Genomic DNA, 16,742 nt, shown 5'->3' on the forward strand with positions numbered 1-16,742 from the left:
CGTCTCCTCGATTAGGACTCCAAAGGGCTAGGGCGCACTGGCTGCCCGCACCAGGCCGGTGAAGTCCTGGCCGGCGGCCACCGAGAAGGCCGCCAGGGCCCTCCAGTAGTTGCCCAGGGCCTGCACCAGGGCGTACTCAGCGCTTCTAAGCGAGACCTGGTCGGCCTGGAGCTGCAAGGCCGAGATGGTACCGGCCCGCAGGGCGGCCTGGCTCTGCTCCACCACTTTTTGGGCGTTGGTCAGGTTGGCCTGGGCCAGGGCGATGTTTCGGAAGGCGTTCTGGGCGGCCTGGTAGGCGTTGGTGAGGCTGGTCTGGGCGTTTTGCTGGGCGGTTTGCAGGGTGCGCAGGTTGTTTTCCAGGCTGGTTTTGGCGGTGTTGAGCTGAACTGCCGGGGTGTAGTCGTTGTCGGCCAGCTTAACGTTGAGCTGGGAAAGCTCCACCGCCTGCTGGGCTTGCAGCACGCTGGGGAGGCGCTCAAACAGGCCGTTGCGCAGGGCCTCGAGGTTGGCTTCAAGAGCGGGCGGGTTTGGGGGAGCCGCCACCGTCACGTTGCCCAGTTCGCTCAGGCCCAGGAGCGCGGCGAGCTGGGCAGACAGCACCGGTATCTGCGACTGGGCGTTGGTGAGCGACTGCCTCGAGCTGTCCAGGGTGGTCTGGGCGCGGGCCACGTCCAGCGCGGTGGCGTTGCCCGCGGCCTGGCGGGCCTTGGCCACGTCCAGGTTGCGCTGGTTCAGGGCCACCTGGGCCTGGAACAGGGCCACGTTCTGCTGGGCTTCGTAGAGGTTCGTATAGGCGTTCACCACGCTCTGCATCACCGAGAGCCGGGTGGCCTCGAGGTTGACCTGGGCCAGCCGGGCGTTGTGCTCGGCCTGGGTGAGGGCCACAATCAGGGTGCTGGGGTCGGCCTTGAGGGCGTTGAGCTGGAGGGTGGCGTTTTGCAGGGTGGCCTGGGCGCTTTGCAGCGAGGGGCCCCGGCTATAGGCCTGCGCAAGGGCCTGTACCAGGGTCAGGCTGTTCTGGGCCAGCCCAGCCGAAAAAACCAGCACTGGTAGCAGCCAAAAAAAGCGTTTTGCGAAGCGAATCATCTATCTTCCTCCAAGGGTTGCGGTGAAGTCGGTGCCCAGGGCGTTTTGCAGGGCCAGGGCGGCCAGTTGGGCCTGGATCAGGGCGGCCTCGAGGTTGCGCTGGGCCTGGAGCTGGCTCACCTGGGCCGCCTGCACCTCCACGCTGGTGCCGGTGCCGGCCTGGAGCCGGGCCTGGGCGGTGCGCAGGTTCTGGTTGGCGATATTCAAGGCGGCCCTGGCCGCGGCAATGGCGGCCTGGGCGGTCTGCAGGTTCTGATACTTCTGCCGCACATCCAGCTCGGCGGCCCTGCGGGCAGTTTCCAGGGCCTGCCGGGCTGCTTGCAGGGCGGTCTGGGCGGTGCGGATGCGGCTATCGCTTACGGGGTCGAAGATGGGTACGCTCAGCGAGAGCCCCAGGCTATAGCCCTGGGCCGGCGAACCGCTTCCGGTACCCTGCAACACAGGCAGCGCCGCCGAAAGCGAGGCCACGCCGCTCTTGAAGTTAAGGCCCGCCGAGACCGAGTTGCCGCTGCTGCTGTAAGCCGCGCTCATCGAAGCGTTGGGAATCAGCCGGTCGCGCTCGGCGCTGGCCAGGTTTTCCTCGGCGTCGCGGAGCTGGGAAAGGGCCCGCAGCACATCCGAGCGGCCTGCCAGAGCCCTTTGCAGCAGGGCTTCCAGGCCCTCATCGGGCAGGCTGGGTTCCTCGGGGGGGGTGGTGGGGCTCCCGAGCTGCTGGGGGTTCAGGCCCAGGGTGCCCGCCAGGGTGAGCCGGGCCAGCTCGAGGGCTCCCTGGGCGCTCACCAGGCTCGAGCGTGCTGTGTCCAGGTTTTGCTGGGCGGTGAGCAGGTCGCTCAGGGTGGCGCTGCCGGCCTGGTTCTGGGCGGCCACAATCTGTAGCTGACGCTCGCGCAGGGCCAGGGTGGCCTGGGCCTGGGCCAGGTCGGTCTGGGCCTGGCGCAGGTTGAAGTACTGGGTGTGCAGGGCGATGTACAGGCTATTCCGGGCGTCGCGCCGGGCCAGGGCGGCCCGCTCCAGGGCCCGCTCGGCGCTGCGCACGGCATCGGCGCTGCTCGACCAGGGCAGAACCCCTATGCTGGCGGTGCCGGAGAGGGTTAGGTTGCTGCCTGCATTTTCCCGCAGGGTGTAGTCGGCCCCGCCCGATAGCTTGAAGCCCAGGGCGGCCAGGGCAGCCTCGAGCTGCCGTACCGCGCTCTCGTAGTTAAGGTCGGCGCTTTTCCAGTCCAGGGTGTTAGGCAAAGCCTGGAGAGCCTGGGGGAGCTCGAGGCCTTGCGCCAGGGCCGGAGGTGCTAGGGCCAGCAGGGTTGCGATAGATGAAAGAAATTTATTCAAAGCACCACCTCCACTCGGGTCATCTTTGACAAGGCTGATGTAAGCGCAAAGAACAAGATGTGTAGGTTTGGTGAAGGGAGCTTGCAGTCAATTCAGGAGCAAACCCGGGAAGGTCTTGTGGTTTTTGTTTTGAAAGCTGTGCTAACAGCCCCCGCGTCTCATAAGGTTCATCCGCAACCAGCCACTAGCTCATCACCTCTTCCGGGTGGTGCTTGTTCCAGTAGCGCACCAGCCCATCCACGCTCATCCAGGCGGGGTCGGCAAACTCGTACTCCTGTATTTCTTCCTCGGAAAGCCCCGCGGCTCGGAGGGTGGCGGCCACGTAGGCCTCGAAAGCCTGCACCATCTGCTCGCGGGTGAGGCCGGCCTTGAGTTGTTGCTTAATCCAGTCGGCCCACTCCAGCAAGCGCGCTTCCAGTGCGTCCAGATGGGGCCCTACGTCCTCGGTTTCGCCAAAGTGGGTCAGGTAAATCTTGCTCAGCTTCAAGGCCCGTATCCGGGCGATGGACGCACGCCAAGCTTCAATGTGAATTTCTGGCGGGGGGCAGGGGGGCAGCACCGGGCCGCGCCCAATTTTGACCCCGGTTACGTCGCCGCCGATCAGCACCTCGCCAATCCGGTAGGCGTGGTGGTGGTAAGCATGGCCGGGGGTCTCGAGGGCCTCGATCTGGGCCTCGCCAATCTGGATCACCTGCCCGTCCTGGACGATCTCGATCTGGCCCTCCGGCACGTGGCCCATCTGGCCCCAGAGTTCTTCCATCCGGTCGCCGTAGATGCGGCTGGCCGAGGCCCAAAGCTTGCTGGGGTCTACCAGGTGCGGCGCCCCCTTGGGGTGGACGTAGATGGTCGCGCCCCGCTCGGCCATGCGCCAGGCGGCGCCCGCGTGGTCGAGGTGGATGTGGGTCACGAAGACGTGCTTAACGTCGGAAGCGGCGTAGCCCAGCGCGTTGAGGCCATCCAGCAGCACCGAGAAGCGCGACTCCGGCCCGGTCTCGAAGAGCACCGGCCCCTGGCTGGTTTCCAGCAGGAACGAAGCAATTACCCTGGGAGCCCGGTCGTGAAGGTCGAGGATGTGGATCACAGGCCTATTGTATGCCGGCCTAAAAGATGCCTGCAAAGCCGTCCAGAATGCGGGCGATGTGCCGGGCGGCGTTGTGGAAGTCCTGGATGCGGATGTTCTCGTTGGGGGCGTGGGTGCGGTTGGTGATGCCGTAGCCCACCCCCGCGTCGATGACCGGGATGTTCAGGGGCCCGGCAAAGGCATACACCGGCGAGCTGCCCCCGGTGAGGGGGATGCGCTGGTAGGGCTTCTGGTAGACCTCCTGGGCTGCGCGGGCCGCCAGCTCTACCAGGGGGTGCTGGGGGTCGGAGCGGGCCGGGAACATGTAGTCGGCGTGGGTAATCTGCACGTCGGTGAAGCCTTCGGTGTCGAGGTGGGCCCGCAGCTTTTGCAGGATGTCGGTGGGATCCTGGTCGGGCACCAGGCGGAAGTCGAGCTTGGCCTTGGCCCGGGCCGGAATCACGGTCTTGGTGCCCGGGCCCTGGTAGCCGGTGGTGATGCCCTGGATGTTGCAGGTAGGGTTGAAGACGGCCTTGCGCAGCTCGAAGCCGCTCAGGTTGTTCACAAAGCCCCGCACCCCAAAGGTCTGGCGCAGGTAGGCCTCGAGGTCGGGTAGGTTGCGCAAGAGCTCGAGATCCTGCTCCGAAACAGGCCGCACATGGTCGTAGAAGCCGGGAATCAGGATGCGCTCGTTCTCGTCCTTCAAAGAGGCCAGCACCCGCACCATCCGCCAGGCCGCGCTGGGCAGGATGTGGGCGTTGCCGGAGTGGGCGTCGCGCGAAAGGGTCTCGACCTCCAGCTCCAAAGCCAGAATCCCCCGCCGGCCCAGCGAGGTGCCGGGCCGTTCTTCAAAGTCGATGCCCCCCTCCTCCCAGATGGCCCCGTCGCATTTGAGCAAGTCCAGGTGATCCTGCACGAACCGGGCGATGCCGGGGCTGCCCACCTCCTCGTTGCCCTCCACTACGAAGAGCACCCCACAGGGCAGCTCGCCCCCATGCGCGGCCCGCACCGCCTCCACCGCGGCCAGGCGAGCCATAAACTCGCCCTTGTCGTCCTTGGCCCCGCGGGCATAGAGCTTGCCCTCGCGGATTTGCGGTTCAAAAGGGGGCGAGTCCCACAGCTCCAGCGGCTCGGGGGGCTGCACGTCGTAGTGGTTGTAAAAGAGCAGGGTGCGCTCCGATTTCCCGGCGGCCCGGCCCACCACCACCGGGTTGCCGTAGCCCTCGAACTTCCAGGTCTCAAAGCCATGCTGTTGCAAGATTTGTTCGACCAGTTGGGCGCACTCGAGCACCCCCTCGCCGGTGGCCGAGACACTGGGCTGGGCGCAGAGGCGGATGGTCTCTTGCAGGTAGGCCTCGAGGTGCTCTTGCAGGTAGCGGTCTATGGCTTGCGACATAGCCAGACTATAACCCTGTCCAGCACCCCTTGACCATTACGGCTTTTTGCTTCCCGCAGCCAGAAAGTTTTCCCGAAAGACCCTCTAGGATGAAGCCGCCCTGGACTTGTAATCCCTGAACTGCTCCCGCAGCTTGGACTTGAGGAACTTGCCGGTGCTGGTACGGGGAATCTCGTCCAGGAAGACATAGGCATCCGGCAGCCACCACTTGGCAAAGCGGGGCTCCAAAAACCGGGCCAGCTCCTCCGGGGTGACACTGGCCCCCTCCTTGAGCACCACTGCGGCCAGCGGGCGCTCGTCCCACTTGGGGTCGGGAATGGCGATCACCGCGGCTTCCTTGACGGCCGGATGGGCCATCAGGGCGTTCTCCAGGTCAATCGAGCTAATCCACTCGCCGCCGGACTTGATCAGGTCTTTGGTGCGATCGGCAATGCGGATGTAGCCCTCGGGGTCAATCGCCACCACATCGCCGGTGCGGAACCAGCCGTCGGGAGTCCACTTGTCGGACTCTTCTTCCAGGTTGTAGTAGCTCGCGGCCACCCAGGGCCCCCGCACCTGCAGCTCACCCAGCGACTGCCCGTCCCAGGGCACCACCCCCTGCTCACCCACCGCCCGTATCTCCACCCAGGGGGTGGGCAGGCCTTGCTGGGCCCGGTAGCGGTACTCGAGCGCTGGGTCGCCCCGCAGGTGGCGCTTGAGCCGGCTCACGGTGCCCAGCGGGCTCATCTCGGTCATACCCCAGGCGTGCAGCACGGTGTGGCCCAGGCGGTCGAAGGCCCGGATCATGGCCTCGGGGGCCGCGCTGCCCCCCACCACCATCTCCATCGGTTTGAGTTTCCAGCGGGTGGGTTCTTTCTCGAGGGCTTGCAGCACCCCCAGCCAGATGGTGGGCACCCCGGCGGTCTTGGTCACCTGTTCCGACTCGAACAGGTCCAGCAGGCTCACCGGGTCGAGGTGGGGCCCCGGCAGCACCATCTTGCTGCCCACCATCACCCCGGTAAAGGGCAGCCCCCAGGCCAGCACGTGGAACATGGGCACCACCGGCAGCAGCACATCGTGGCCGGCCAGGTTCAGGGCATCGGGCAGGGCCGAGGCCAGGCTGTGCAGGGCAATGGAGCGGTGCGAGTAGACCACTCCCTTGGGCTTGCCGGTGGTGCCGGAGGTATAGCACATCCCGGCAGCGTCGCGCTCGTCGAGGGCGGGGTAGGCAAAATCGGGGTCGCCGGTAGCCAGGAAGTCCTCGTAGCTCAGCAGGCCCTCGGGCACCGGCTGGCGCGAGAGGGGCACCACAATCACCTTCTCCAGGTTCACCTGCTCCTTTACCGCTTCATACAGCTTCAAGAGCACGTCGTCTACGATCAAAAACCTGTCCTGAGCATGGTTGATGATGTAGGCGATGTCGGAGGGGTGCAGGCGCAGGTTGAGGGGGTGCAGCACCCCCCCGGCTACCGGCACGCCAAAGTAGGCCTCGAGGTGGGCGTAGGTGTTCCAGGAGAGGGTGGCTACGCGGTCGCCTTTTTGCAGCCCGGCCTTTTGCAAGGCTGAGGCCAGCCTGCGCGAACGCTGGTAAAAATCGCCAAAGGTGTAGCGGTGCAGCGACCGGTCGGGCAGCCGGGTCACGATTTCTTCCTTTGGAAACAGCTTGCCGGCCCGCTCCAAAAGGTGCGGCAGGGTCAGGGGAAAATCCATCATGGTGGACTGCATGGGCGTCTCCTCTCGCTTCGGGTTGTAACAAAAGTGTAACAAAAGTATAAGACCCCCTCGAGGCCTTTACCACGAGGGGGCTGGGTTCTGAAAACTGGCCTAGAAAGTGAAGAAGGCCGGCACGAACTCGTAGGCGTTGCCCGCGCGGCGCACGTAGCCCACACCCGGCCAGGCGAAGTGGTAGCCCACCACCATAATCCGCTCTGCCGCCGCGGCCTGCCACAGCCGGGCCCGGGTGGCCACGGCCTGCTGGGGGTTGTTGTCAAAGCCCAGGTAGTGGTCGGGGAAGCGCAGGGAGAGGATGTAGTGGCCCCCGGCATCGCCCAGGTGCCACAGCGTCCGCCCGCCCGAGGTTACCTGTACGGCCAGGTGTCCCACGGTGTGGCCCGGGGTATCCACTGCGGTAATGCCGGGGGCAATCTCGGCACCGGGACGCACCCGGGTAAAGCGGTCGCGCAGGGCCACCAGGTTGGCGGGTGGGGTGGCCTGGGAGAGCCAGAACTGTAGCTCGGTCTCGCCGATGATGTGCTGGGCGTTGGCAAACACCGGCTGCCCATCCCGCACCAGACCGCCAATGTGATCGCCGTGGCCGTGGGTGATGAAGACGATATTGATATCGCCAGGCCGCAGGCCGGCGTTGGCCAGGTTGTTCAGCAGTTGCCCGGCCTGGCCCCGGCCCGTATCAATGAGAATTTTGGCCCGCCCGGTGTCAATGACCATGGGGTTGAAGTTGTTGATGAACTGGGTGGGCTCGAGGAAGTGCTCCCGCAGGGCTGCTTCAAACTCGGCCTGCCTGCCGGGGGTCGCCCCCCAGTTGGGGAAGGCGTTGCCGGGCGGGGTCTGGCCGTCGCTCAGCACCGTAAAGGTGAAATCCCCCAGCTTAAAGCGATAGAAACCGGCTCCATTGGGCATGGTGGGTGTTTGTTGGGCTATGGTGGGTATCGTACCGGCAGCAGCCACCGCACCGGTAGTACCCAGCAGCTTGAGGGCTTGACGACGAGAAACTTTACTCATACGGGCCTCCTTAGGGTTTTCTCATTTTGCTTGACGAAATAAAGTACGTAAAAAAACATAGCTTAGGGGGTGTGGCCCAATGTAAGCTCATCTCACATTGACCAGCCGCCGCTGCAACCCAGCGTGCAGGTGGGCCTGGCGCAGGGGCTCGGGCAGACGGGTCTTCCCCATCAGCGAGCGCATAAATGCCAGGCTCTCTTCCATGCCCACCCGGTGGCCCGGCGAGACCACCAGCGGCCGAACCCCGCTGCGGCTGCGGAAAAGCCAGCCAATCTGCGTCTCCCCATCCAGCAAGCGCACCGCCGAACCCGCCTCCAGGGGTAGTGGGCTTTCTGGCCGGCCGAAGAGCAGGGTCTTGGCAACTCCGATGGTTGGGAGGTTCAGGTGCACCCCCAGGTGGGCGGCTATGCCCAGCCGCCGGGGATGCGCGATGCCCTGCCCGTCTACCAAAAGCACCTCGGGCAGGCGGGATAACCGGGCCAGGGCCGCCAGGTACAGTGGGGCCTCGCGGAACGACAGATAGCCGGGGATGTAAGGAAATAGCTCGGCCTCGTCCATCTGGGCCGTGGCGACCTCGAGCACCCCCCCCGTCTGCCTATCCCACAAGACCGCCACCGCCACCGAGGGGCCTTTTTGCCTGGAAAAACGGGTCGGGTGGGAAGCATCCAGAGCCCCGATATATCGGGCTTTACAGGGGTTCCCTGCCAGTACCACAGACTGGGCCAGCGTGCGTTGCAGCGCCGCGGCCTCCTGCAGGGTGCTGGGCCGGGCAAAGCTATCGAGGCGCATAAACCATCCGCCTAATATGCTACAATCGGCCCTTGGCGTAGGTTCGCTGATGCTTAACCCTGGTCTTACCTTATCGGGGTACAAAGAGTTCGGTGGGCGATGCTACCGGAAAAAAGGCCGGGCTAGGCCCGACCTCAGAAGGTTGGCGCACCCGACAGGACTCGAACCTGTGACCTTTCGCTCCGGAGGCGAACGCTCTATCCACTGAGCTACGGGTGCATAAGCACAGAGAAGGGTAGCACCGCATAGAGGAGGCAGTCAAGTGTTTGGAATCAACAGAAGGGTAATTGCGGTTATTTTTGGGGTTCTGGCCCTGGCGTTTGTGGTGGGTTCGGTGCTGTTGTTCACCCCCCAGGGCCAGCGCAGCACCCAGGGCAAAATCGAATTCACCGTGAACGGTCGTCCGGTGTACGAGCTCGAGCTCGCCAGAGCCCAGCAAGCCGACCCCATTTTGAGCACCAATCCCCAGGGGCTCCTGAAACGGCTGGCCGAGATCAACTTTACCGATAAGCTTATCGTGACCACAGCGCTTTTGCAGGATACTGCCCGCATTCGGGTCTCGAGCGGGGAGCTCAAAAAAGAGCTCGATACCATCAAAGAGCGCTTTGGCCTGCAAAAAAAGGAAGACTACGACCGCTTCCTGACTCAGGTAGGCTATACCGATTCGCAACTGCGCAACGAGCTGCGCGATCAGATTCGCATCAATAAGCGCGTTGAGGAAATACAGAAAAAAGCCGAGCCGACCGAAGAGGAGATGCGCCTGTATTTCGAGCTCAACCGCGAGCAGTACAAAAACGAAGAGCGGGTACAGGCCCGTCAGATTGTGGTGGATGACAAGGCCACCGCCGACAAAATTTACGCCGAGGTGACCGCGGCAGGGGCCGATTTTGCCGCCATCGCCAAAGCCAACTCCAAGCTCAACGCCGAGCAAGGTGGGGCTTTGGGGGCCGAGGCAGGCAAGAGCGAGCCCGGCCCGGTGACCCGGGTGGTCTTCCCCAATGCTGTGGCCGATGTGGTCTTCAAGCTGCGCGACGGACAGATCAGCAAGCCCATCGAAGCCGGGGGCCGCTTCTACATCGTGAAGGTAGAAAAGTATCTTCCAGCAGGCGACGTGAAGTTTGAAGAGGTCAAAGACCGGGTCAAGGAAGACGCTAAGCGTATCAAGGGCCAGGGGGCGCTGGAAGCCTACCTCGAGGAGCTGCGCGCCAAAGCCAACGTCAAGTTTGCCGAGGGCTCTACCCTCAAGTACGAGAACCCCGTGGTGGCTAAGGTCAACGAGGCCGAAATCAAGCTGGCGGAAGTAACCCAGTCGGTCTTTGCCAACCCCCAGGTTCCCCAGCTAGTACAGCAGGGTCTGGGTGAGCTGGCCGTGCAGTTCTTTATGCCCCAAACGCTGGAGCAGTTTATTAACCGGGAGGCCGTCTATCAGGCTGCTCAAAAGCTGGGCCAGCCTTTCTTTGGCTCAAAATCCGATATTGTCACCCAGGCTCAACAGTGGAAAACCCGCGACATCACCGTAACGGATGCTGAAGTACGCAAGTACTACGACTCCAACCTGGCCAACTTCACCATCCCGGCCTCGGCCAAAGTGCAGGCGGTGAACTTCAAAAAGGAAGATAAAGCCAAAGCCGATGCTTTCCGGGCTGCTGCCCTCAAAGGCGGCAAGCTTGAAGACCTGGCTAAGGCCAACAGCGGCACCGTACAGGACTTTGGCGTGGTCAACCCCGGTACTATGCCGCCGGTACCCAACCGGTTGGTCTTCCTGACTCGCGGCACTTTCCCCAAAGGGCCACTGGGTGAGGTAAGCGAGGTGGTGAAGCTCGAGGACGAAAGCCACCAGGTGCTCATCGTCAACGACCGCAAGGCCGAAGTCCTGCGCCCCTTCGAGGAGGTCAAGGAAGAAGCCCGCCAGCAGGTACTGGCCAGCCGCCGGGCCGAGGCCGCTCAGAAATGGGTGGAAGAGGTGCGTAAGGCCGCCAAGGTGGAAAACAACCTGCAAAAGGTGCTTTCAGCCCTAACCCCCAAGGAAGAACCCAAGAAGGAAGAACCCAGCACCAACTCCACCCAGCCCGGCAATAATCAAAGCAACCCCTCCACCCCGGCTAACCGCTAGCCCTGTTTGGTGTATGACCCTCCCCACCTTGGGGAGGGTTTTTTGTTAGCTGTTATCGCGGTTCATACCCTTTCCGCTTGAATCCTTCACCGCCCTGCGCAGTCAGAGGTGGAGGATTCAAGCCGACCGAAGGGAGTAGAAAAGCATTTCGGTAGTATCGTTTAGGCTTGTCAAAGTGAACGATACTACCGAAATGCGTATCACTCCATTTTTTACCTGTCCTGGCAGAAAAAGCGAGTTTGGAATAGTTTTGTTGTCTTTTGTGGGTTGCCGAGTTCTTTTTGCGTATCGCCCTAAAGAACCGGAAAGCTGTCTATGCAAGCCTGGTATTAGACTATTTCCATGCTGATCTATGGGCGTAATCCGGTTTTGGAAGCCCTGCGCGAAGGCCAGGTGGGGCAGGTTTGGGTAGCCAAGGGCGTGGAAACCTGGCTCTTGAAGGAGCTTGACAAGCTGGGGGCTTCGTACAAACTGGTGCCGCGCATCGAGCTCGATCAGATGGTGCGCACCACCCAGCACCAGGGTCTGGTAGCTGAAATCGAAGAGGCCACCTACGCCGACCCCCAAGCCCCCTTCCTGGTGGCGAAAAAACGCGGCGAGCAGGTTTTGCTGGTGGTGCTGGATGGTATCACCGACCCACGCAACTACGGGGCCATTATCCGCAGTGCTTTTGCCTTGGGAGCGCATGGGGTGGTGACCGAGGAACGCCGCAGCGCACCCCTATCTGCACTGGTGATGAAGGCTTCGGCGGGTACGGCCAGCAAGATCCCTTTGGTGCAGGTCAAGAACATCGCCCGCTACCTCGAGCAGCTCAAACAGCAAGGGGTCTGGGTCTATGGCACCAGCGGCAAGGCCAGCAAAACCATAGCCGAGCTCGACTACCAACGCCCGCTGGCTGTTGTGGTTGGCTCCGAGGGTGAGGGTATGCGCCGCCTGGTGGCAGAGCACTGCGACGAGCTGGCCAGAATCCCCCTGGCCGAAGGGGCCGAGAGCCTGAACGCGGCGGTGGCGCTGGGGGTGGTGCTGTATCAGGCAGGGCTTTCTCGCGGCTGAAACAGACGAAGCAAGTCTCATCGGGCAAGTAGAATGGTAATGAAATGCCAATTCCAAGCTACCAGCGATTCATGTACCCATTGCTCGAGATGGCAGCAGACGGTGAAGCGCACTCGATGGAGGAAGCCTACGAGGTGCTGGCCGGAAAGTTCAACCTAAGCAAAGAAGATCGGGCTGAATTGCTGCCCAGTGGTGGGCAAAGTAGGTATGAGAACCGCGTCGGATGGGCCAGAACCTACTTAACAAAAGCAGGTTTGCTGGAGTCGCCTGGCAGAGGGCAATTCAAGATCACTGCGGAAGGTCGCAGAGTTTTGCAGTCGGGCATTACTGAACTCAACAACCAGTACCTTATGCAATTCCCTGGGTTTGTTGAGTTTAAGCGTAGAGGCCGCACTGTAGATGAAACAAGCTCAGAAGAAGAGGTTAGCAACGAGACAACACCGGATGAGCAGCTCGAGCAGCTGCATCTAGTTTTGAGGAGACAGCTAGCACAGGAGCTTTTGGCACGTGTCAAGCAGTGCTCACCTGCATTCTTTGAGCGTCTTGTGGTTCAGCTTTTGGTAGCAATGGGTTACGGCGGTTCGGTAGCAGATGCGGGTAAGGCAGTGGGGCGAAGTGGGGATGATGGCATTGATGGCATCATCAAGCAAGACCGGCTTGGCCTGGACAATATTTACATTCAAGCCAAGCGTTGGGAAAGAACCGTCCCAAGTGAAGTTGTCAGAACCTTTCACGGAAGCCTAGCCCTTCAAAGAGCAAGCCGAGGGGTTATCATCACCACCTCGGACTTTTCCAGTAGTGCGATTGAAACAGCTAAGGCGCTCGGGAATATCGTACTAATTGATGGAAATACCCTGGCAGACTTCATGATCGAGTACAACGTTGGAGTCACGGTAGCGGCCAGGTATGAGGTGAAGCGGGTTGATAGGGACTTTTTTGAAGAGAGTTAGCGATAATACTTCGCGGTATCGCGCAGATGCCCGTCGAAACTTACATTCAGAAACAAGCGCCCCTGGGCGTGTAGGAAGTAAAGGTACTTCTGGCCTTTTTCGTTGGTGCGCACCGGGTTAAGCACCGCTTGCAAGGCCTCGGAGCCAGGGTTGCCGATGGCGCCCGGAGGCAGGCCGCGTCGGGTATAGGTGTTGTAGGGGGTGTCTTTGGCGAAGTCGCCCGCGCCCCGATCGAGTTCGGGCAGACGCTTGCCCAGGCCGTAGGCCACGGTGGGGTCGGCCTGGAGGGGCATGCCAATTTCCAGGCGGTTGAGGAAAACCCCTGCAATCAAGGGCTTTTCGCTGGCATTGGCAGCTTCGGCTTGCACAATGGAGGCCAGCGTGACCCAGTCGTGGATACTTTGAAGGCCAAGCTGCTGCAGGCGGGCCTTGGCAGCAGGGGTGAACTCCTGCTCCATGCGGCGGGTCATGGTGCGAATGACGTCTTCGGCGGTGTAGTCGAGGGGGAAGTCGTAGGTAGCGGGAAAGAGGTAGCCCTCGAGGGTGGGGCCTTTGGCCTCAGCAGGGCGCAACTCGGAGGGAGGGTTGTTGACCAGCTCGAGGAATTTGGGGCCATCCAGGTTGTTTTCGCTCAGGCGCTGGGCCATATCCACCGCCCGCCAGCCTTCCGGAAAGGTGATGCGCACGGTGAGGGGGCGGGACTCATCGGTGATGGCCAGGGCAATGGCCCGCAACCCCTTGCCCTCGAGCTTGTAGTAGCCAGGCTTGAGTTCTTTATCCTGGCCGGAAAAGCGCAGATACAGGGCAAACATAGAGCCCGAACGCACCAGTCCGGCCTGCTCGAGGATGCGACCAACCGCCGCGGCCCCGCTGCCTTTGGGAATGCGGATTTCGGCCGTGGTGCCGGTGGGGCCCATCAAATACAGGGCATAGCCAAAAACCGCCGCCACCAGGGCAAACATGAACAGCACCCCCCGCAGAATCCAGCGGGTGGGCGACTTACCCCTTTCTTGGGGGTCGTCGAGGGCTGCAACAGGCCCATCGGGAGGGGTTGGCTTGTTCGAATCGTCCATGCTAAAAGCTCCACGGCTCGGTACGGCTTGGCTTATACACCCGCCAAATAGGATTCCAGCAGCGCGATGGCTGCGGCTTCGTCCAGCTTACCTTTCTCCTGTCGAATGCGCTTGGGGGCATTTTTGAGGCGGTTTTGTCCCAGTTTGGTGGTGTAGCGCTCATCCAGCAGCTCGACCTGCATACCCCGCTGGCGCATGGCTTCCACCAGGGCCAGCACCCGCTCGGCCTGGGCGCTGGGCCGGCCGTCGGTGCGCAGGGGCAGCCCCACCACAAAGCGCTCGGCCTGCTCGCGTTGGGCAAACGCGGCCAGGGCCTCGAGGTCGGCCTCGAGGTTTTTGCGCACCAGGTAGCCCCGACCAAAAGCCCAGGGTGAACCGGTTTCGCCCACCGCCAGGCCAATCCGGGCCTCTCCCACGTCCAGCGCCACTACCCGCATCTACCCTATTATCTCCTCCAGCTATCGGGTGCACATGAGGCCAAACACTATTCCAACACCTGCTCGAGCGCCCCAAAGGCTTTGTCCAGGTCGAAGCCCCCGCCCTGGGCCAGGGCCCCCTTGCCGCCGCCGCGCCCGCCGGCGACAGCCGAGAGTTTCTTCATCACCGCACCAGCATCCAACCCCCTGTCCAGGGCCTTTTTGCCCACCTTGACCACCAGGTGCTGCCCCGAGCCCACCGCCACCAGGTCGGCCTGGTGCTTGTCCAGCAGCTCGTCGGCTGCACCCCGCAAGGCCCCGGCCTCGAGACCCTCGAGCTTGACTGCCAGATACCTGTAGCCGTTTGCTTCCTTGAGCGAGATGCCTGCCGCGCTGCCCCCAAGCTGGGCTCGAGCCAGATCCAGCTTCAGTTTTTCGATCTCTTTCTCACGGGCCTTGAGTTCGTCCTGGAGCTTGCTCACCCGCTCAAGCAGGTGCTCAGGGGTCGTACCCAGCTCGCGGGAGAGGCCGCCCAGCCGGTTCAGCATCTCGCGCACGTACTGCGTAGCCCCGGTTCCGGTCAGGGCCTCAATGCGCCGCACCCCCGCCGCCACCGACTCCTCGGCCACGATCACAAAGGCCCCAATCTCGCCGGTGCGCCGCACGTGGCAGCCACCGCAGAGTTCCTTGGAGGTCACGTTGTCGATGGCCCCTTCCACGCTCACCACCCGCACCACGTCGCCATATTTTTCGCCAAACAGGGCCATGGCCCCTTCCTTGCGGGCTTCCTCCAGGGGCTTGTACGTATAGCTCACCGGGAAGTCGGCCTGAATCCAGCGGTTCACCAGCAGCTCGACCCGGACCAGATCCCTGGGGGCAATCGGCTCAAACTGACTGAAGTCGAAGCGCAGCCGATCCGGCCCCACATAGCTGCCTTTTTGCTGCACGTGGGGGCCCAGCACCGCCCGCAAGGCAGCGTGCAGCAGGTGGGTGGCGGTGTGGTTTTTCTCGGTATCGCGCCGGTGCAGATCCACCAAAGCCCGCACCGTCGAGCCCGCCTTAAGGATGCCTTCCTCCACCCGCGCGATATGCAAAAAGATGCCATCGGGGTTTTTCTGGGTGGTCGAGACCCTGGCCCAGCCCCCTTCCCATTCCAGCACGCCCGCATCCCCCACCTGGCCGCCCCCTTCGGCGTAAAAGGGGGTTCTGTCCAGCACCACCTGCACCTCGGTGCCAGCCGGTGCTTCCTCGATGGTTTGCTCGCCCACCAGTAGCAGCTTGACCTGGGCCTGGGCCTCGAGGCTCTCGTAGCCCACAAACTTGGTGCCCCCGTAGTCGGCGGCCAGGGCCGAAAGGGCCTCGTTGGACTTCTTGAAAAGCTCCTTGCTGAAAGCGGCGGCGGCTCGAGCCCGCTCCTGCTGTTCCTCCAGGGCTTGCTCGAAGCCTTCGGTGTCCACCTGAACCCCGTGCTCCCCGGCAATTTCGATGGTTAAGTCGAGCGGGAAGCCGTAGGTGTCGTAGAGGGTAAAGGCATCCCGGCCCGCCAGGGTATCGCCCGGCTTGAGGTTGGCCAGCATCGCGTCCAGGCGCTTGATACCGCTCTCGAGCGTGCGCAAGAACTGCTCTTCTTCAATTTTGATTTGTTTCTGTACGCCCTCGAGGTTCTCCTTTAGCTCGGGGTAGACCCCGCCCATCACCTGGGCCACCACCTCGGCCAGCCTGTACATGAAGGGCTCGCGCAGGCCCAGCAAATAGCCAAAACGCACCGCCCGGCGCAGCAAGCGGCGCACCACGTAGCCGCGCCCGGTATTGGAGAAGTGCACCCCATCGGAGAGGATAAAGGTCACGGCGCGGGCATGCTCGGCAATCACCCGGTGGGCCACCGAGCTGGGGCCTTCGTAACTGATACCGGTCAGCTCTACAATTTTGGCAATCAGGGGCTGGAACTCGTCGGTCTCGTAGAAGTCGGTCACGTCTTGCAGCACCATAGCCACGCGCGCAAGGCCCATACCGGTATCAATGTTGGGCTTGGGGAGGGGCTCCAGCACACCGCCGTCCTTGCGGTCGTACTGTGGAAATACCAGGTTCCAGAGCTCCACAAAGCGGTTGGACTCGCGGGTCTGGTAGTAGTCGGCCCAGGTATCCGAACCAAAAGCCGGCCCCCGGTCGTAGTAGATCTCGCTGCAGGGCCCACACGGCCCGTTGGGGCCTTTGGTGGGGGCGTTCTGCGGCCAGAAATTCTCGTCGGCGTCGAAGCGGTGAATTTTCTCGGGGGGTACGCCCACCCGCGTCCAGTGCTCAAAGGCTTCGTCGTCGTCTTTGTAGATGGTCACGTAAATGCGCGCCGGATCCAGACCCAGCCACTTGGGGTCGGTCAGGAACTCCCAGGCCCACTCGATGGCCTCTTTTTTGAAGTAGTCGCCAAAGCTGAAGTTGCCCAGCATCTCGAAAACGGTCTGGTGGCGGTTGGTGTGCCCCACGTTCTCGATATCGCCGGTGCGCACGCATTTCTGGCAGGTGGTCACCCGGTACCACTCGCCCTCGTAGCCAGGGAAAACTGGCTTTTTGCCCAGAAAGTAGGGCTTGAGGGGGGTCATGCCCGCGTTGATGAAGAGCAGGGTAGGGTCGTCCTGGGGCACCACGCTAAAGCTCGGCAGGCGTAAATGCCCCTTGGATTGGAAGAACTGGAGAAATTTTTCGCGGATTTCGGCGGTTTTCATCGTGGCCTCTCAAACTAACTCAGCATAAAAAAAGATGCC

At 62.5% G+C, this 16,742-nt stretch carries 13 protein-coding genes and 1 tRNA gene; 3 read left to right on the forward strand and 11 right to left on the reverse strand.

From position 1 onward, the window contains the following. Window positions 1-27: 27 nt before the first annotated feature. The 8 genes from Q0X18_RS13280 to Q0X18_RS13315 all read right to left on the reverse strand — a co-directional run bounded on the left by Q0X18_RS13280 (window position 28) and on the right by Q0X18_RS13315 (window position 8,597). Complete coding sequence (locus tag Q0X18_RS13280) at window positions 28-1,086, reverse strand: TolC family protein (protein ID WP_297563324.1); 1,059 nt, start codon at window positions 1,084-1,086, stop codon at window positions 28-30. Beyond that, complete coding sequence (locus Q0X18_RS13285) at window positions 1,087-2,415, reverse strand: TolC family protein (protein WP_297563326.1); 1,329 nt, start codon at window positions 2,413-2,415, stop codon at window positions 1,087-1,089. It abuts the gene before it with no gap. A gap of 184 nt (window positions 2,416-2,599) precedes the next feature. After that, complete coding sequence (locus tag Q0X18_RS13290) at window positions 2,600-3,496, reverse strand: MBL fold metallo-hydrolase (protein ID WP_297563327.1); 897 nt, start codon at window positions 3,494-3,496, stop codon at window positions 2,600-2,602. A gap of 19 nt (window positions 3,497-3,515) precedes the next feature. After that, entirely contained in the window at window positions 3,516-4,871 is a 1,356-nt protein-coding gene (locus Q0X18_RS13295; protein WP_297563329.1) for a M20/M25/M40 family metallo-hydrolase, read from the reverse strand. An 84-nt stretch (window positions 4,872-4,955) separates the two neighbouring features. After that, window positions 4,956-6,575 (reverse strand): long-chain fatty acid--CoA ligase, encoded by a 1,620-nt coding sequence (locus Q0X18_RS13300; RefSeq protein WP_297563330.1) that lies wholly within the window; start codon window positions 6,573-6,575, stop codon window positions 4,956-4,958. A 99-nt stretch (window positions 6,576-6,674) separates the two neighbouring features. Beyond that, complete coding sequence (locus Q0X18_RS13305) at window positions 6,675-7,589, reverse strand: MBL fold metallo-hydrolase (protein ID WP_297563331.1); 915 nt, start codon at window positions 7,587-7,589, stop codon at window positions 6,675-6,677. A gap of 87 nt (window positions 7,590-7,676) precedes the next feature. Beyond that, window positions 7,677-8,378, reverse strand: a complete 702-nt coding sequence (locus Q0X18_RS13310) for an endonuclease V (protein ID WP_297563333.1) — start codon at window positions 8,376-8,378, stop codon at window positions 7,677-7,679. Window positions 8,379-8,521: 143 nt separating this feature from the next. Next, window positions 8,522-8,597 (reverse strand) — tRNA-Arg (locus Q0X18_RS13315). 43 nt (window positions 8,598-8,640) lie between these two features. On the opposite strand from Q0X18_RS13315, the gene Q0X18_RS13320 reads away from it, so the two are divergent. From Q0X18_RS13320 to Q0X18_RS13330, 3 genes are all read left to right on the forward strand, one after another. Continuing rightward, window positions 8,641-10,491 carry a peptidyl-prolyl cis-trans isomerase gene (locus tag Q0X18_RS13320; RefSeq protein ID WP_297563335.1) on the forward strand — a complete coding sequence of 617 codons (1,851 nt, stop codon included), beginning with the start codon at window positions 8,641-8,643 and terminating at the stop codon, window positions 10,489-10,491. Window positions 10,492-10,833: 342 nt separating this feature from the next. Beyond that, complete coding sequence (gene rlmB, locus Q0X18_RS13325) at window positions 10,834-11,544, forward strand: 23S rRNA (guanosine(2251)-2'-O)-methyltransferase RlmB (protein ID WP_297563337.1); 711 nt, start codon at window positions 10,834-10,836, stop codon at window positions 11,542-11,544. Window positions 11,545-11,588: 44 nt separating this feature from the next. Further along, the gene (locus Q0X18_RS13330) at window positions 11,589-12,494 is read left to right on the forward strand and encodes a restriction endonuclease (RefSeq protein ID WP_297563338.1); all 906 of its coding nucleotides are present in this window, start codon (window positions 11,589-11,591) and stop codon (window positions 12,492-12,494) included. On the opposite strand, the gene mltG is transcribed toward Q0X18_RS13330, so the two are convergent. From mltG to alaS, 3 genes are read right to left on the reverse strand one after another with little or no spacing between them, the layout of a single operon-like run. After that, the gene (mltG, locus tag Q0X18_RS13335; RefSeq protein WP_297563341.1) at window positions 12,491-13,567 is read right to left on the reverse strand and encodes an endolytic transglycosylase MltG; all 1,077 of its coding nucleotides are present in this window, start codon (window positions 13,565-13,567) and stop codon (window positions 12,491-12,493) included. The genes Q0X18_RS13330 and mltG overlap by 4 nt on opposite strands. Window positions 13,568-13,599: 32 nt before the next feature. Then, window positions 13,600-14,004 carry a Holliday junction resolvase RuvX gene (gene ruvX, locus Q0X18_RS13340; protein ID WP_297563342.1) on the reverse strand — a complete coding sequence of 135 codons (405 nt, stop codon included), beginning with the start codon at window positions 14,002-14,004 and terminating at the stop codon, window positions 13,600-13,602. A 47-nt stretch (window positions 14,005-14,051) separates the two neighbouring features. After that, a complete protein-coding gene (gene alaS, locus Q0X18_RS13345) occupies window positions 14,052-16,703 on the reverse strand; it encodes an alanine--tRNA ligase (protein WP_297563343.1) in 2,652 nt (883 codons plus the stop codon). Between the last annotated feature and the right edge of the window lie 39 nt (window positions 16,704-16,742).

This window comes from Meiothermus sp. (genome assembly GCF_026004075.1).
Classification (GTDB): domain Bacteria; phylum Deinococcota; class Deinococci; order Deinococcales; family Thermaceae; genus Meiothermus.

Bases quoted from the DNA above. Each gene is read 5' to 3' on its own strand.
- Q0X18_RS13280 (WP_297563324.1), bottom strand. From the start codon at position 1,086: ATGATTCGCTTCGCAAAACGCTTTTTTTGGCTGCTACCAGTGCTGGTT.
- Q0X18_RS13295 (WP_297563329.1), bottom strand. From the start codon at position 4,871: ATGTCGCAAGCCATAGACCGCTACCTGCAAGAGCACCTCGAGGCCTAC.
- Q0X18_RS13300 (WP_297563330.1), bottom strand. From the start codon at position 6,575: ATGCAGTCCACCATGATGGATTTTCCCCTGACCCTGCCGCACCTTTTG.
- Q0X18_RS13305 (WP_297563331.1), bottom strand. From the start codon at position 7,589: ATGAGTAAAGTTTCTCGTCGTCAAGCCCTCAAGCTGCTGGGTACTACC.
- Q0X18_RS13310 (WP_297563333.1), bottom strand. From the start codon at position 8,378: ATGCGCCTCGATAGCTTTGCCCGGCCCAGCACCCTGCAGGAGGCCGCG.
- rlmB (WP_297563337.1), top strand. From the start codon at position 10,834: ATGCTGATCTATGGGCGTAATCCGGTTTTGGAAGCCCTGCGCGAAGGC.
- Q0X18_RS13330 (WP_297563338.1), top strand. From the start codon at position 11,589: ATGCCAATTCCAAGCTACCAGCGATTCATGTACCCATTGCTCGAGATG.
- mltG (WP_297563341.1), bottom strand. From the start codon at position 13,567: ATGGACGATTCGAACAAGCCAACCCCTCCCGATGGGCCTGTTGCAGCC.
- ruvX (WP_297563342.1), bottom strand. From the start codon at position 14,004: ATGCGGGTAGTGGCGCTGGACGTGGGAGAGGCCCGGATTGGCCTGGCG.
- alaS (WP_297563343.1), bottom strand. From the start codon at position 16,703: ATGAAAACCGCCGAAATCCGCGAAAAATTTCTCCAGTTCTTCCAATCC.